The organism is Nitratireductor aquibiodomus (genome assembly GCF_900105565.1).
Lineage (GTDB): Bacteria > Pseudomonadota > Alphaproteobacteria > Rhizobiales > Rhizobiaceae > Nitratireductor > Nitratireductor aquibiodomus.
Window position 1 is genome coordinate 1053776 of record NZ_FNSL01000001.1, and the last position, 15224, is coordinate 1068999.

The window sequence follows — 15224 nt, forward strand, 5'->3', positions numbered from 1 at the left end:
AGTCCGCAAGGGGCATCCGCGCCGGTCAAAGCGCCCGCACCGCCATCTTCAAGTCTGCGCCCGTGTCCTTCAGGCCGCAAGCCTGGAATTCGGGGTAAATCAAAACCATCCGGACAGGGAAAAGCCGGGCACGAGGCCCGGCTTCACCATTTGGAATGTGCTGGCGGTCAGCTGTCGAGGAACGACCGCAGCTTGCGCGAGCGGCTCGGATGCTTGAGCTTGCGCAATGCCTTAGCCTCGATCTGGCGAATACGCTCACGCGTCACCGAGAACTGCTGGCCAACTTCTTCAAGCGTGTGGTCGGTGTTCATGCCGATGCCGAAACGCATGCGCAGCACGCGCTCTTCGCGCGGGGTCAGCGAGGCGAGAACGCGCGTCGTCGTCTCGCGCAGATTCGCCTGAATAGCCGCGTCGATGGGCAGAACCGCGCCCTTGTCCTCGATGAAGTCGCCGAGATGCGAATCTTCCTCGTCACCCACCGGGGTTTCAAGCGAGATCGGCTCCTTGGCGATCTTCAGCACCTTGCGCACCTTCTCGAGCGGCATGGCCAGCTTTTCAGCCAGCTCTTCCGGGGTCGGCTCACGGCCGATCTCGTGCAGCATCTGGCGCGAGGTGCGGACGATCTTGTTGATCGTCTCGATCATGTGAACCGGAATGCGGATCGTGCGGGCCTGATCGGCAATCGAACGGGTGATCGCCTGCCGGATCCACCACGTCGCATAGGTGGAGAACTTGTAGCCGCGCCGATACTCGAACTTGTCCACCGCCTTCATCAGGCCGATATTGCCCTCCTGGATCAGATCCAGGAATTGAAGGCCGCGGTTCGTGTACTTCTTGGCGATGGAGATCACGAGGCGCAGATTGGCCTCGACCATCTCTTTCTTGGCGATTGCGGCTTCGCGCTCGCCCTTCTGCACCTGGTTCACGATGCGCCGGAACTCGCCGATGGAGATCGCGGTTTCCTGTGCGAGATTCTGGATCTCCGCACGCAGATCCTCAATCGCCTTCGCCTCGCTCTTCGAGAACTCCTTCCAGCCCTTGCCGGAAAGCGTTGCAACGCGCTCGGTCCAGTTCGTGTCAAGCTCCGAGCCCTGATATTCCTTCAGGAAGGACTCTCGCTTCACGCCGTAGCTCTCGGCAAGCCGCAACAGACGACCTTCGTTCTGCACGAGGCGCTTGTTGATGTCGTAGAGCTGCTCGACCAGGGTCTCGATACGCGCATTGTTGAGCGAAAGCGACTTCACCGAGGTGATGAGTTCGCCCTTCAGCTGCTTGTAGCGGCGCTCCTGGCTGGTCGACAGGGTGTCGGCGTCCGCCAGGCTCGATTCCACCTTCTGATCCTGCAGCTTGCGCAGCTTCTTGTAGGTGTCGGCGATGAAGTCCAGCGTTTCCATCACGCCGGGCTTGAGTTCGGCTTCCATCGCGGCCAGCGACAGATTGGCCTCATCCTCTTCGTCGTCCTCTTCCTCGGGCTGCCCCTCGCCGCCGACATCGGTGACATCGTCGCCGCGTGTGCGCTTGGGCTTTTCCTCTGCCGCCGGCTTGTTCTCCTCGTCGGGCCGCTGCACGACCGGCGCCTGCTTCGCCTCAGGCCCCGCATAGGTCGCCTCGAGATCGATGATCTCGCGCAGGAGAATCTTGCCTTCGTTCAGTTCGTCACGCCAGATGATCAGCGCCTGGAAGGTCAGCGGGCTCTCGCAGAGCCCGGCGATCATCGTCTCGCGGCCGGCCTCGATGCGCTTTGCGATGGCGATTTCGCCCTCGCGCGAAAGAAGCTCCACCGAGCCCATCTCGCGCAGATACATGCGCACGGGATCGTCGGTGCGATCCGTCGGCTCTTTTTTCGTCGTGGTCGCAACCGCGGTTCCCGACTGCGTGGTCAGCTCGCCGCCTTCCTCGCTGTCATTGGAATCGTTGTCTTCCGCAACTTCGTCTTCCTCGACCACATTGATGCCCATATCCGAGAGCATCGCCATCGTGTCTTCGATCTGTTCGGAACTGACTTCGCCGGAAGGAAGGACGGCGTTGAGCTCGTCCATCGTCACATAGCCGCGCTTCTTGGCGGCCTTGATCATCTTCTTGACTGCGTCGTCGGAAAGGTCGAGCAAGGGGCCGTCTGAGCCCTCGCGTTCGGTTTCGACCTCTTCCTTCTCTTTTGTCGCCATGCTTTGCCTTCTCCAACCGAGCGGGGGTCCATGCCACCCCGTCGCCGCCGCTGCAACGGCTGTCCGTCGCGGCATCTCGCAACCTGATTCGTGGTCTAGCGCTGGCCGCGTTAATGCCGGATTAACCCTGATACTTAGGTGGACTCCCTGTCACGTCCAATTTCGGTATCTTGCTCTTGCGTGCTGCACGCTTTTCCGCGGCAACACGGCATATTCTCGAATCGATCCTGATTCCTGCATTCCGGCGCAAGGTCAAGCCGAAGCGCCGTGATTCGTGTCAAAAAAGCGAATCAAACAGCGATTCTGATGCTTTTTTATGTTTTGGCGGGTCTTGGACACGCCACGATGCCACTTGGTCATCAAGATCGATTCGCACGCCCCGATAGAATGCCGAAGCCTTCTATGAGCGCTTCGGTTGCCTGCAGGTTGCTCAGCTCTGCCTGGATCTCCACCAGATGCCGGGCGTCCTCTTCATTCCAGTCGTTGGCCAGCGCCAGTTCAGCCGCTTTAAGCTCCTTATGTAGAGAGCCTGCGCGCCGGTGCAAGTGGAGGGTCTGCGCAAAGGCTTCCCGAGCGTCATCCAGAGCCGCATTTTCAAGCGCCGGCCACATATAGGCGGATTTCACCCGCGCCTCCGCCTGCTTCCAGACGGAAAGGAGCCCGTCTGCCTCGATTTTTTCCAGAAGAAGCGCGCGGTCGTGCGTCGGATTGTGCGCCACCGCATCGAGGATCGCCATGCGCAGCCGGCCGAGATCGGCGCTCGCCAGTAACATCTGGTCGAGCGCATCGAAATACTCGTCGATCAAAGCCGGGTGGTTCACCAGCGAAACCAGAAGCGTGGCCTCCCGGAGCGGCATGGTCGGCGTTGAGCTGCGCACCAATGCGGACCGGGCAAGGCTCTCGGAGACCGCCAGCCGTCCCGAGGCCCCGCCGGGGCGCCCGCCAAAGCCGCGGTTTCGTCCCCCACCGCCACCATCGCGGAAGCCGCGCTGTCCACCACGCTGAGACTGATTGCCGCCGAAGAAGGCCCGCGCACGCTCGCGCATATCCTGACTGTAATGGCGCTTCAGGTTTTCGTCGCCGATCCGCGCCGTCAGCGCCTGCAGATTGCGCTCCAGTTCAGCACGCCGCTCAGGCGTATCGAACACCTTGCCCGAAGTTTCGCGCATCCAAAGCATGTCGGCCAGCGGCCGCGCACCGGAGAGAACCGCGGCAAAGGCGTCCGGCCCCTCCTCCCGCACCAGGTCGTCAGGGTCCTTGCCCTGCGGCAGGAGAGCGAACCGCAGGCTGCGTCCCGGCTGGACCAGCGGCAGCGCAAGGTCCGCCGCACGCCATGCAGCCCGCAGACCCGCCTCATCGCCATCGAAACACAGAACCGGTTCCCCCGACATGCGCCACAAAAGATCGAGCTGGTTCTCGGTCAGGGCGGTGCCGAGCGGCGCCACGGCGTTCTCGAAGCCGGCCTGCGCGAGCCCGATCACGTCCATATAGCCTTCCACCGCGATCACCGCCGCGCCCTTGGCGGTCGAGCGGCGCGCCCGCGCGAGGTTGTAAAGAACGGTTCCCTTGTGAAAGAGCTCGGTGTCGGGCGAGTTGAGATATTTGGCGGGCACATCCTTCGACATGGCACGCCCGCCGAAGGCGATCACCCGTCCCCGGGCATCCTCGATGGGAAACATGATGCGGTCACGGAAGCGATCATAAGAAACCGGAATATCCGGACCGAACACCACGAGACCACAGGCCTCGATCTGGTCTTTCGTCACCCCCTTGCCGGCTAGGAACTCCTTGAGTGCATTGCGGCTCGATGGCGCGTAGCCGATCCGGAAGGTCTGCTGTGTGGCACTGGAAAGCCCGCGTCCGCGCAGATAGGCCCGCGCCTCCGCGCCCTGCTGTGCCTGCAGCATGCTCTGGAAGAAACCCGCTGCCATTTCCATGACGTCCGAAAGCGAGGCGCGCTGTTGCTCCCGGCGCTCTGCCTGCGGGTCGCGCTGGGGCATGGGCACGCCCGCCATATCGGCCACCCGCTCCACGGCCTCCGGGAAGCTGATGCCATCCAGTTCGGACAAAAACCGAAAATGATCACCCGAAACCCCGCAGCCAAAACAGTGGTAGCGGCCCTTCCTGTCTTCGCAGTGAAAGCTCGGCGTGTTCTCTCCATGAAACGGGCAACAGCCCCAGTAATCGCCGCGCGACGCATTCGTCTTCTTGCGGTCGAACGTCACGCGCGTCCCCACCACCTGCGATATCGGCACGCGGTCACGGAGTTCGTCGAGAAAGGAATTTGGAAAACGCATTTTGGTCCTGCCTACGCAATCATATAAGCATGATCGCCAGCCACCGCGACCCCTGAAGACGCTTCTTCCCGGTATTCACAGCCTGATATGACAGGCGGCGCAACAGCCCCGCATACAACTTAACCGATTGTTCAAACGCAGGTGCTAAACCCGCCCCAATCGATAAAACAAACCGGCCCTCGTAACCGGTAATGCAAGCAATCTATCAGGGTAGCGAAACACGTGCTTACGGTTTACAATTGCATTGTCAACGAACATGATCCACGGCTGGTTCTTCTGGCCGGAGTTCTTGGAGCCATCGCCTCTTTTGCTGCGGTAACGCTCCTGCGGCACCTGCGCAAATCCAACGGCCAGACCCGCCTGTTATGGACGGCTGTCGCCGCCATCTGTTTCGGCTTCGGTGTGTGGGCCACGCATTTCGTGGCCATGCTTGCATTCTCCCCCGGCCTGCCGACCGCCTACGATGTTCCCATCACCGCTCTTTCACTGGTGCTCGCAGTCCTCTGCAGCGGTCTGGGTATGTCCATCGCCACAGCCCGCCCCACTCTGGACCACCATCTGGTCGGAGGGGCAGTGATTGGTGCAGGCATCGCCGTGATGCATTTCACCGGCATGATTGCCTTTGAAGTAGAAGGCCGGCTGGAATGGGATATGACTCTGGTGGTGGCTTCGCTCGTTGCAGGCATTGTCCTTGGAGCACTGGCCATCCGTATCGCTCTGGAGCGCGTCTCGGGGAAACGCAACCTCGCCGCGAGCCTCGTGCTCACGCTCGCGATCTGCACCATGCATTTCACTGCGATGGGCGCTGCCTCTATCGTTCCTGATCCCTCGATCACAATCTCGCAATTCTCGGTCCCTTCTGCCGCGCTTGCTGCAGCGGTCACGCTGGCTGCAATCATGATCTTCGCCATGACAGCCCTGGCACTCTGGGTCGACATCCGCGATAAACGTCGCGCCGTTGCAGAAGAGCGCCGCATGCGCGGTCTCGCCAATGCCGCCTTCGAGGGCCTTATTGTTTGTGACGACACGAAGATTGTCACCGCCAATCAGAGCCTTGCAAGGTTGTGCGGCCGTTCGATCGAAGAGCTTTCCGGCATGGATTTCACGGTGATCTTTGGCGCGATCGACCAGAACGGGGCGATAGCCGAGCAGCCCGTCTGGGAAACCACGCTGGAACACGCTGATGGCACGAGCCGCCCGGTCGAACTGCTTTCGCGTGTTATCGACTATAATGGGAAACCACATACCGTCATCGCGATCAGGGATTTACGAGAGCGCAAGAAGGCAGAGGCCGATATCCGCCGCCTTGCCATGCACGATACACTGACCAATCTTCCGAACCGGCGCAGCTTCACCGCTCAGCTGGAACAGGAAATGGCGGCACTTGCCGATGGAGAGGCCATTGCGCTTCTTTGCCTGGATCTGGATCGCTTCAAGGAAGTCAACGATCTGTTCGGCCACGCCGCCGGAGACGCGATGCTGCGCAAGGTGGCCGAGAATGCTGGCAACGTATTGAGCGAAGGCCAGATGCTTGCGCGTCTGGGTGGCGACGAATTTGCCATCATCGCCCCAGGTATCTCAGACCCGGACGATGCAGCGATGCTCGCTGAACGGGTGCTTGAGGCGTTTCGGGCTGAAAATGCGCGCGCCAGCAATGACGGACTCATGTCGACGAGCATTGGCATTGCTCTTTATCCCCGCGATGCAAAGGATCAGGAAACACTGATCAGCCATGCCGACACGGCCCTTTACCGCGCCAAATCGGAAGGGCGCGACACATTCCGCTTCTACGAACACGCCATGGGGCTTGAGGCGCGGTCCCGCAGGATCATGGAACACGAACTTCGCCATGCCGTGGCGCGCAATGAGTTTCACCTCGTTTATCAACCGCAGAAGACACTCGATAGCGGTGAGTTGATCGGTTATGAGGCCCTGCTGCGCTGGCGGCATCCCGAGCGGGGAAACGTATCGCCGGGCACCTTTATTCCGGTTGCCGAAGAAAGCGGCGCTATCGTTCCTATAGGCGAATGGGTGCTCAAGACTGCATGCCAGGCGGCCGCCGGCTGGAAAAGCAATCTGATGATTGCGGTCAACGTCTCTGCGGTCCAGCTCCACAGCATGAATTTCGCACAGACTGTTCACCGCATTCTGCTGGAAACCGGCCTGTCCCCGCATCGCCTGGAAATCGAGATTACGGAGACGGCCCTCGTGCGCGACATGCACCGTGCGCTCGCCACACTGCGGCAGTTGAAAACGCTCGGAATCCGCGTCGCTATGGACGATTTCGGCACCGGGTACTCATCGCTTTCCAATCTGCGCGCCTTTCCCTTCGACAAGATCAAGATCGACGGGAGCTTCATCCGTCAGGTGGACACGAACGAACAGGCCGCCACCATCGTCCGGGCGGTGCTGGGCATCGGTCGCGGCCTTGGCCTGCCGGTTCTGGCCGAAGGCGTGGAAACGTCCGGCGAGTTGAGCTTCCTGGCAAAGGAACTCTGCCAGATCGGCCAGGGTTACTACCTCGGACGCCCGAGCCCGCTCGACGATCTGCAGGAAGATGGCATTCAGGCAGAAGAAAAACACTCAGACGCCAACGCGGCTTAAGCCCTTCGCCCTCCGGCGAATGCGTCTCGAGCTTCACGGCACTCAACCACAGCGCGCTGGCGACAACGCTTCCAGCAATTGGGCAGCCAGCACCGGCACTTCAGCCGGTCCGCCGCCAAAGCAAAAAGGACGGCTCGGTTAAGCCGTCCTGTAATTGCATCCGAAAGATCTGGCGGTCTGCTTGGAGCATTTGCCGTCAGGTGGGAAAAGCTGACGTTCGCATAGATGCAGAAAAACAATGAGATGGAGAGGACATCGTTTCTGTGAAACGATGAGCCCTTCTAGCGCAACATGCCCTTGACGATACCGCTGGCCTTGCCGAAATCCATGCGCCCGGGGAATTTCTCCTTCAGCACATTCATGCACCGGCCCATGTCACGAAGCCCGTCTGCGCCAACTTCATGAACCACCTGCGCACAGGCCTGCTTCAGATCGTCCTCGCCGAGCGGCTTGGGCAGGAATTCGGTAATCACCGAGATTTCCTCGCGCTCCTGCTCGGCAAGCTCCAGACGATTGCCCTCTTCGAAGGCTTTCGCGGATTCCTGCCGCTGCTTGGCCATCTTGGACAGAATCTGCAGAATTTCCTCATCGCTCACGGGATCCTTGCCCGCCCCGCGATTGGCAATATCCCGGTCCTTGATTGCAGTCTGAACCAGACGCAGCGTTGAAATGCGGCGTTTGTCTTTCTGTTTGACGGCGTCGTTCAACGCCCTGGCGAGTTTCTCGCGCATCATAACACCTGTCTCCCGTCGCTAAGGACGAACATAGCTCCGGCCAACTCGCGAAGCAAGCGGCAACGTTCCAATAAGCCATTGGAAACATTGACATAAATATTTAATTGCGAGTGATTGACCGTTTTACAGCCTTTGCCTATTGTCCGCACCCTGCATGGACAATTTCCTTTTCGGCCTGAATCCACCGGCTTTCGCAATATCGCGGGCACCATGTCATGGATCCATTTCGCTGGGGCATATGGCCCATGCGAGACCGTCTTTCAAGCCCCCCATACTTCTGCCCCCTTGCGTTCGACGGCAAAAAGTGAGAACCGGTCTGCTCGCAGATCATGTTAAGGAATCCTGAAGCGCGCGCCGGCCTCCTGCCAGCGACCGCCTTCAGGCACACGAATGATGGAGACCCCAATGGCGACCAAGACCGCCCCCTGGACCACGAGCCGGCCGACAGCCCTTATCGTGTTGGCCGACGGCACAGTGATCGAGGGCAAGGGCATGGGCGCCGGCGGAGAGGCGATCGGCGAGCTGTGCTTCAACACGGCTCTGACCGGCTATCAGGAGGTCCTCACCGATCCGTCCTATGCCGGCCAGATCGTCACCTTCACTTTCCCGCATATCGGCAATGTCGGCGCCAATGACGAAGACATTGAAGACCTCAACCCGGCCACTCGTGCAGGCGCAGTCGGCGCCGTTCTCCGCGCCGATATCACGAACCCATCAAATTATCGTTCCAGCGGTCATCTTGATGCCTGGCTGAAACGACGCGGCCTTGTTGCCATCAGCGGCGTCGACACGCGCGCACTGACCGCTCTCCTGCGCGAAAAGGGTGCAGCCAACGCCGTCATCGCGCACAATCCCGATGGCACGTTCGATATCGAAGCGCTCAGGGCAAAGGCGCGCGAATGGTCGGGGCTCGTCGGCCTCGATCTCGCAAAGGAAGTCACCTCGGGCCAGTCGCAGGGCTGGACGGAAACGCCGTGGGTCTGGGATGAGGGCTTCGGCGCGCAGGAGGCGCCGACCCACCACATCGTCGCGGTCGACTATGGCGCAAAGCGCAACATCCTGCGCCTTCTGGCCGGCCTCGGTGCGAAAGTGACCGTGGTTCCCGCCAGAACCAGCGCCGCCGACATCCTCGCCATGCAGCCCGATGGCGTATTCCTCTCCAACGGCCCGGGTGATCCGGCGGCCACTGCCGAATACGCCGTGCCCATGATCCGCGAGCTGCTTGAAACGGAAATCCCGGTCTTTGGTATCTGCCTCGGTCACCAGATGCTGGCGCTCGCACTCGGCGCGAAAACCGTCAAGATGCATCAGGGCCATCACGGCGCGAACCATCCGGTGAAGGATTTCACCACCGGCAAGGTCGAGATCGTTTCCATGAACCATGGTTTCGCGGTCGATGGCGACACGCTGCCGGAAGGTGTCGAGGAAACCCACGTTTCCCTGTTCGACGGCAGCAATTGCGGCCTGACGATCGCCGGCAGGCCCGTTTTCTCGGTCCAGCATCACCCGGAGGCGTCTCCCGGCCCTCAGGATTCCCACTATCTCTTCCGCCGCTTTGCCAACCTGATCCGTGAACGGCGGGGGGAGCCGGCTCTCGCCGAATAAGCAAAGGGCGGCCTCGGGCCGCCCTCTTCATTTTTTGCGTCTGCCTGCTTCGGTCAGGAAGAGAGGCGCAGCTTCACGATCTGCTCGCCGATCTTGTCGAACACTTCCTTGAGCTGACGGCTCGAAGGTGTGTCAAAATACTGATCGGGACGGCTCGCGCAGGAGCGCATCATGTCACCCGTGCCGGTATCGCGGACCTCGAGCCGGATCGTGTAGATGTCGATGCCGCTCTTCTTGGCAAAATCGCAGGCCTCGATTGTCTTGTCGTTCATCAGCCTGGTGGATCTGCCGGAACTGGCGTTGACCTCCCCCTCAAGGCGTCCCTCGACCATGTAGCCAAAGCTCGTGTAACGAGACCGAAGACGGTTGCGCAGAACGCCAAACGTGTTCGCACCGTCCGTCAGGACAACCATGACCTTGACCAGGCCATCCTCTGAATTCCCCGCAGGGAATGGCTCGTCCGGCGAGAGAACGCGTGCGCCCCAGGAAACACCTTCCATGATGTTGGTGTTGCCCTCGGCCTCGAACTGCCTCACCTTCGACTTGAGAATTGTATAGTCGTTGGTGAGCGGCGTCAGCGGCTCGGAACTGCACATGTAGTTTGGCCCCGGGGCATTACGCTTGGGCTTGGGCTTCTTGCCACCCAGCAGATTCCCCAGAAGATCGAAACCGTATTTTCCGACCTTTTTCACTTTGCCAAGGACACTGTTGTCCAGCGGATCAACCGACGAGTCGAGATAATCGTTATAGAAGCGCTCTGACCGGCCGGTACCCGGCTCATCGATCGCGAACGCAGGAACGAAAAGGCTGGCCGGGTCTCGCCGGTCCGAGGGCGTTGCCGCCACATCGTGTCGCGTGGTGCCATCACGCATGCGTGTCTCGACGCAGCCCTTCCACTCGACTCCGAGACGGTTGTAGGCCTGGAAGCGGCTGATGCCGGTCTGAAGCTCGAGTTGGGGAACCTCGCTTTCCCCGTAAAGATCAAGCCAGGATGCACCGGTCCCCTCCTTCATCTTCCCCTTGTTGTCGAACTCCGGCCCATATTGCGGTCCTACATTCACAAAGGTCGAGAAAGGCACAAGCGCAAAGCGCAGGCGCTCCTTATTGTCCACCTGCGCGGAGATGTTGTCGATCATTTCCTCAACGGCTTTTTTCATGTCGCGCAGTTTGCGGCCTCTCATGGAACCGGTGGTGTCGAGCACCAGTGCAATTTCATAAGAGACCAGAGCGACATCGGCCTGGGAGGTCGCGCCCACCGGCATGGATTTCTTACCGAATATCCCGCCGAAGAGCAGGTCGACATCGACATTGGCCGTCACCCGCACGGAGCGACCATCGCGATCGACCTTTAGCGCATAGTATGTTGCGGGGAGATTGCCGTCGAGAAAGGAGCGCGCAATGCTCTCCGCCTCCGCATCGGAAATCTTCTTTCCCCTTTGCGCCACTGCCAGCGCCGCCGTATCGAGAGCATTTTGCAACTGCGAGTGCTCACGGCCCATGTTGGAGTAATCCAGAGCAAAGCCGGAAGCACCTATCAGCGCCATGGCCGACAGGGCCGTCATCATTGCGAAGTTGCCAGACCTGTCGGCGCCAAAACTCCGACACATAAGAGCACCGGAGCGCAGTACGCGTCCTAACCGAGAAATCATGTTGCCCACCCAAGCATTTTTTGTTGGCGGCAACCTAGTCTGCGGATTTTAAGAACGCGTTAAACGGGTAGTTGCAATTCTACACGCGAAGATTGCGTGCCGGAGAGTGCTTCTTCCGCCTGAAGGGCAGGCCGAGCAGCCACATGATGGAGAAGCCCAGGATCAGGCCCGCTCCGGTCCACACAAATCCGTGCAACGTAATGGGGATGGCCGGCTCAAAATCCTGAAAAGCTCCCTGCAGGACAGGACCGTCGGGCGCACGCGCCACAACCAGAGGTCTGAGCACGGGCATGGCTTCGTCAAAGGCCTGCGACTGCCGTTCCAGATCGCCCAGGCGGCCAATGGCGGTCCGAACGGAGGTCGCACGGTTCTGCAGGAAGGCACTGCCCGTCTTCTCGTAGACCTGAATAGCGTTTTCGCGGCTCAGATTGTTGTTGGCCGCATCGGCATCGAAGGCTTCTATGACCTGCCTCAACTCGTCCTGGGCACCGTTGAGCCGTTGTCTATACTGCTGGGAAAACTCAGGCGCCTGCGATGTGACCGACCCGCAGACAACAGCCACAACAAGGCCGAGTATTCGTCCTAGTCCAAACATGTTCCGATCCACCTCTTGCGTGGTAGAGGAACGACTGGCGCAGGCCTAGATTGGCTCGTTGAACGTATCGCAATCGGCCAGCCGTCCGCTCTTGAGCCCCCGCGCAAACCACGTCCGCCGCTGCTGCGACGTGCCATGGTTGAAGCTTTCCGGCACCACATAACCCTGGGTGCGGCGTTGCAGCGTATCGTCGCCAATCTGGTTGGCCGCATTCAGCGCTTCCTCGATATCGCCATCTTCCAGCAGCCCTTTCTGGGCCGTGTAATGTGCCCAGATGCCAGCGAAGCAGTCGGCCTGCAGTTCGACACGGATCGACATGGCGTTGGCCTCGGCCTGGCTCATGCGCTGCCGCATCTGGTTGAAGCGCGGCAGAATGCCGGTCACGTTCTGCACGTGGTGCCCCACCTCGTGCGCCACCACATAGGCCTGTGCAAAATCGCCCGAAGCTTCGAAGCGGCGCGAGAGTTGATCGAAGAAGCCGAGATCGAGATAAACCTTCTGGTCGCCCGGACAATAGAACGGACCAGTCGCTGCCGAGGCGAAGCCACAGGCAGAGCGCACGGAATCGGTAAAAAGAACCATGGCCGGTTCCTTGTAGTCGAGCCCCTGGGATTCGAAGATGCCATTCCAGGTGTCTTCCGTTTCGGCCAGCACGACGCTCACGAACTGCTTCATCTCATCGCTGGCACCGCTGGTGCCCTGCCCCTGTGTGGTGGTCGTCTGGTTGCTCCCACCGGGCCCGCCGGCCAGCATCTCCAGCGGGTCGATACCGCAGGCACGCAGGGCGAAGAAGAGCACGACCAGAACGATGATACCGGAGAGACCGCCGCCGGCACGTCTGCCGCCGCCCATAGGCAGCCTTATACGCCCGCCGGACCGGCCGAATCCACCAGGAAACGACCCTCCGCTTCCCGAACGACCCCTGCGGTCCTCGACATTGCTGCTTTGGCGACGACCCTTCCAGCGCATACGTGCAATTCCCAGTTGCCTTTAATAAATGATAGTTATCGGCTTATACGCCAGAAGGCCAGAGGTTGTTTCCCGGCTCGCGGAGGAGAAGGCGACCTCCTGCAGGCGATTTGTGAATCGCCTGCAGGAACGTCGAGCGCCTCAGGCAGCAGACACCGCGTCGCGCGTCCTGCGCCCACGCCGAACAAAGGCAAGTGCGAGCAACGGGAAGATGGCAGCGACCAGACCGAGTTCCCAGACCTGCCCGAATTCCAGCACGCGCCCGCCAATGAGCGTACCCAGTCCGATGCCGAAATAGATGGCTGAGACATTCAGTGCCAGCGTCAGCCCCGCCACGTCCGGCGCATACCCCACCAGCCGGCTCGCCTGGGCGGGCGGAAAGCTCCAGCCGAGAAAACCCCACGGCACCAGAAGCGCGATGAGAAGCGGTGCAGCGACCCTGTCGGGCACGAACAGCATGATGGCGCTGAAAACAACGGCGAAGAGAGCGGCAAAGAGCATGGAGCCGACCACGACGCGGGTCGCGCCGATCCGGTCAGCCAGCCGCCCGCTCGCATAATTGCCGAGAATGGCGCCGCAGCCGTAAGCCAACAGCACTGCGGGCAGGTAATCCGGCGCCAGCCCCACCCCGTCGATGGCGATCGGGCCAAGATAGGCGATGATTGTGAACCCTCCGGTCAGATAAAGCAGGGTGACCGCAATCGCCCGCGCGACGCCCGGGCGCCGGATCACCAAAAGCCTCTCTCCCAGCGGCGTGTGCGAACCGTCGAGATCGCACGGCAACTTCCACCAGAGCGCAAGAAGGCAAAGAAACCCCACACCGGAGAGCCCCAGAAAGGCTCCACGCCAGCCAACGTAATGCGCCAGCAGCGAGCCGGAGGGCGCTCCAAAAGCCAGCGCAAAGGTGGTTCCGCCGACAACGACGGCAATCGCCGCAGCGCGGCGTTCCGGGCCGGCAAGCGCGACGGCCGCGGCCTGTGCGGTTGCCGCGAACAGTCCGCCCGCCATGCCAATCACGATCTGCGCGGCAAACAGCGCCCCGAAGCCGCCACTTGCGGCAGCCGTCAGATTGCCCGCGACGAACGCCATCATGGCTAGGGCGATGACCCGGCGCCGGTTCATCGCGCCGGTCAACGCCGAGAGAATGGGGGTGCCGATCGCATAGGCAAGCGAGTAGGCAGAAACGAGATAGCCGGCCTCGGCGACCGTTACCCCGGTGTCAGAGGCAATCAATGGCAAAAGGCCGGCGAAGACGAAAGCGACCGTGCTGACGGCAAAGGCACCGAGCGCCAGCAGGAAGAGACGCTTATCCATGGGGAAAATCCTTTAGTTCAAAATCCATTGAACTTTTGAACTAAACCTGCCCGATGTCAACCTCCGATCGCGTCGATCCTGTCGGTTCCTGCCTTTGCGTCAGCGCAGCGGAAGTCGCCCACACCGTGGCGAACGGCTTGCATCCTGCCTGCGAAAGCTTAGTGTTCAGGACATGTTACAGCACCCGACCGTAGATCAGATATCACTGCCCCATGTGCTTGCCGTCCTGGGCGATCAGACACGACTGGCCATCCTGGGCGACCTCGCAAGACGCGGTGACGAACCACTCGCCTGCGCGGAGTTCAAGCTGTTGGGCTCGAAATCGAATCTGTCCTATCATTTTGCGAAACTGCGCGAGGCCGGCGTCATCCGTGTCGAGCCGTGCGGCACGAAAAGGCTGATTTCGCTGCGCAGGGACGATCTCAACGCACGATTTCCGGGGCTCCTCGATTCCATTCTTGCTACCGCGATCACCCTGCCCCCACCCGAAAAGCGGATCGAACAGGCCGTCTGACCTCGGTGCCGCGCCGGCGCGGTGCTATCCGTCGAGCAACCAGTCGAAAGACCGTTTCAAAGCCGTCGTGCCGTCGCGCTCGAACCACCGCCCGTGAGCGATGATCACGCGTTCGGGCGCCCAGCCAATCATGGTTTCCACCGCCTGTTTCAACGCCGGACGCTGCTTTGCGAAAGTCAGCCGCATATCGCGCGGCATCGAGCCATGCGGGGCCAGCACACCGCCCAGCCGCGCCATGATGCGCCGCCACCAGTTGAGTTTCTGTGTTTCAAAATTCTCGATGAAATCCGTCAGAACGAGCGTCCGGCTTCCAATATGGAAAAACTCCACCTCGGTCATGAAGCTTCCAGAGATTGGCAGGGTGCGAATCTCGGCATCCCAGGGATAACCGATGTCTCCCGTGATCTCGCGGGTCGGAAAGTCGATATGCCCTCCGGCCTGTTCGCGGATGCGTGGTGCCATCCATATCCCGGCCTCTGGATATGCCGCCCGCCAGAATGGCACCCACCAGTAGTGGATGCGGTTCGGCGCCACGATGTACCGGACGGGGCCGAGCGCATCCATCCCGGCACGCAGATCCTCCGTCATATGCGTTGGGGAGTGCACGAACAGTCCGCCACCGTTAAGCCGGAAAACGGTCATGCGTGTGGGAAACGGCATTTTGAGACCGGGCGGTCCAAACGGAATTGTAGGCCCGTCGACGATCCAGACGCCTTCCGCAACTGGTTTCAGTGTGTTGAGCGGCGGATAGGTTGCCGTCTCCCGGGGCGCTCCCATA

11 protein-coding genes are annotated in these 15224 nt (G+C 60.8%); 3 read left to right on the plus strand and 8 right to left on the minus strand.

The annotated features are described in order from the left end of the window. Positions 1–167 precede the first annotated feature (167 nt). Positions 168–2165, minus strand: coding sequence for an RNA polymerase sigma factor RpoD (rpoD, locus tag BLW55_RS04970; RefSeq protein WP_007007481.1), 1998 nt, complete (start codon positions 2163–2165; stop codon positions 168–170). A gap of 359 nt (positions 2166–2524) precedes the next feature. Further along, on the minus strand, positions 2525–4462 hold the full coding sequence (gene dnaG, locus BLW55_RS04975; protein ID WP_007007480.1) for a DNA primase: 1938 nt from the start codon (positions 4460–4462) through the stop codon (positions 2525–2527). A 222-nt stretch (positions 4463–4684) separates the two neighbouring features. Here dnaG and BLW55_RS04980 point away from each other — a divergent pair, with 222 nt between their 5' ends. Beyond that, positions 4685–7066 carry a sensor domain-containing diguanylate cyclase gene (locus tag BLW55_RS04980; protein WP_090327144.1) on the plus strand — a complete coding sequence of 794 codons (2382 nt, stop codon included), beginning with the start codon at positions 4685–4687 and terminating at the stop codon, positions 7064–7066. Between the two features lie 281 nt (positions 7067–7347). Here BLW55_RS04980 and BLW55_RS04985 read toward each other — a convergent pair whose 3' ends face one another. Further along, complete coding sequence (locus tag BLW55_RS04985) at positions 7348–7797, minus strand: GatB/YqeY domain-containing protein (RefSeq protein ID WP_025030652.1); 450 nt, start codon at positions 7795–7797, stop codon at positions 7348–7350. A gap of 408 nt (positions 7798–8205) precedes the next feature. Between BLW55_RS04985 and carA the strand changes: the two genes are divergently transcribed. Further along, positions 8206–9405 carry a glutamine-hydrolyzing carbamoyl-phosphate synthase small subunit gene (gene carA, locus BLW55_RS04990; RefSeq protein ID WP_090327147.1) on the plus strand — a complete coding sequence of 400 codons (1200 nt, stop codon included), beginning with the start codon at positions 8206–8208 and terminating at the stop codon, positions 9403–9405. Between the two features lie 53 nt (positions 9406–9458). Here the strand turns inward: carA and BLW55_RS04995 are convergent, their stop codons facing one another. From BLW55_RS04995 to BLW55_RS05010, 4 genes are all read right to left on the minus strand, one after another. Next, the gene (locus BLW55_RS04995) at positions 9459–10970 is read right to left on the minus strand and encodes a VWA domain-containing protein (RefSeq protein WP_090327149.1); all 1512 of its coding nucleotides are present in this window, start codon (positions 10968–10970) and stop codon (positions 9459–9461) included. 163 nt (positions 10971–11133) lie between these two features. After that, positions 11134–11649 (minus strand): DUF2937 family protein, encoded by a 516-nt coding sequence (locus tag BLW55_RS05000; RefSeq protein ID WP_090327152.1) that lies wholly within the window; start codon positions 11647–11649, stop codon positions 11134–11136. A gap of 45 nt (positions 11650–11694) precedes the next feature. Further along, positions 11695–12618, minus strand: coding sequence for a KPN_02809 family neutral zinc metallopeptidase (gene ypfJ, locus BLW55_RS05005; RefSeq protein ID WP_090327153.1), 924 nt, complete (start codon positions 12616–12618; stop codon positions 11695–11697). Positions 12619–12759: 141 nt separating this feature from the next. Then, on the minus strand, positions 12760–13932 hold the full coding sequence (locus tag BLW55_RS05010; RefSeq protein ID WP_090327156.1) for an MFS transporter: 1173 nt from the start codon (positions 13930–13932) through the stop codon (positions 12760–12762). Between the two features lie 172 nt (positions 13933–14104). On the opposite strand from BLW55_RS05010, the gene BLW55_RS05015 reads away from it, so the two are divergent. Next, on the plus strand, positions 14105–14446 hold the full coding sequence (locus BLW55_RS05015) for an ArsR/SmtB family transcription factor (RefSeq protein ID WP_025030705.1): 342 nt from the start codon (positions 14105–14107) through the stop codon (positions 14444–14446). A gap of 24 nt (positions 14447–14470) precedes the next feature. Here the strand turns inward: BLW55_RS05015 and BLW55_RS05020 are convergent, their stop codons facing one another. Continuing rightward, on the minus strand, positions 14471–15223 hold the full coding sequence (locus tag BLW55_RS05020) for a DUF4336 domain-containing protein (RefSeq protein WP_090327160.1): 753 nt from the start codon (positions 15221–15223) through the stop codon (positions 14471–14473). Position 15224 lies beyond the last annotated feature (1 nt).

What these genes read in the sequence shown, in the direction of transcription:
- ypfJ (WP_090327153.1), bottom strand. Translation starts at nt 12,618, where the DNA reads ATGCGCTGGAAGGGTCGTCGCCAAAGCAGCAATGTCGAGGACCGCAGG.
- BLW55_RS05010 (WP_090327156.1), bottom strand. Translation starts at nt 13,932, where the DNA reads ATGGATAAGCGTCTCTTCCTGCTGGCGCTCGGTGCCTTTGCCGTCAGC.
- BLW55_RS05020 (WP_090327160.1), bottom strand. Translation starts at nt 15,223, where the DNA reads ATGGGAGCGCCCCGGGAGACGGCAACCTATCCGCCGCTCAACACACTG.
- BLW55_RS04995 (WP_090327149.1), bottom strand. Translation starts at nt 10,970, where the DNA reads ATGATGACGGCCCTGTCGGCCATGGCGCTGATAGGTGCTTCCGGCTTT.
- dnaG (WP_007007480.1), bottom strand. Translation starts at nt 4,462, where the DNA reads ATGCGTTTTCCAAATTCCTTTCTCGACGAACTCCGTGACCGCGTGCCG.
- BLW55_RS04985 (WP_025030652.1), bottom strand. Translation starts at nt 7,797, where the DNA reads ATGCGCGAGAAACTCGCCAGGGCGTTGAACGACGCCGTCAAACAGAAA.
- rpoD (WP_007007481.1), bottom strand. Translation starts at nt 2,165, where the DNA reads ATGGCGACAAAAGAGAAGGAAGAGGTCGAAACCGAACGCGAGGGCTCA.
- BLW55_RS05000 (WP_090327152.1), bottom strand. Translation starts at nt 11,649, where the DNA reads ATGTTTGGACTAGGACGAATACTCGGCCTTGTTGTGGCTGTTGTCTGC.
- BLW55_RS05015 (WP_025030705.1), top strand. Translation starts at nt 14,105, where the DNA reads ATGTTACAGCACCCGACCGTAGATCAGATATCACTGCCCCATGTGCTT.
- carA (WP_090327147.1), top strand. Translation starts at nt 8,206, where the DNA reads ATGGCGACCAAGACCGCCCCCTGGACCACGAGCCGGCCGACAGCCCTT.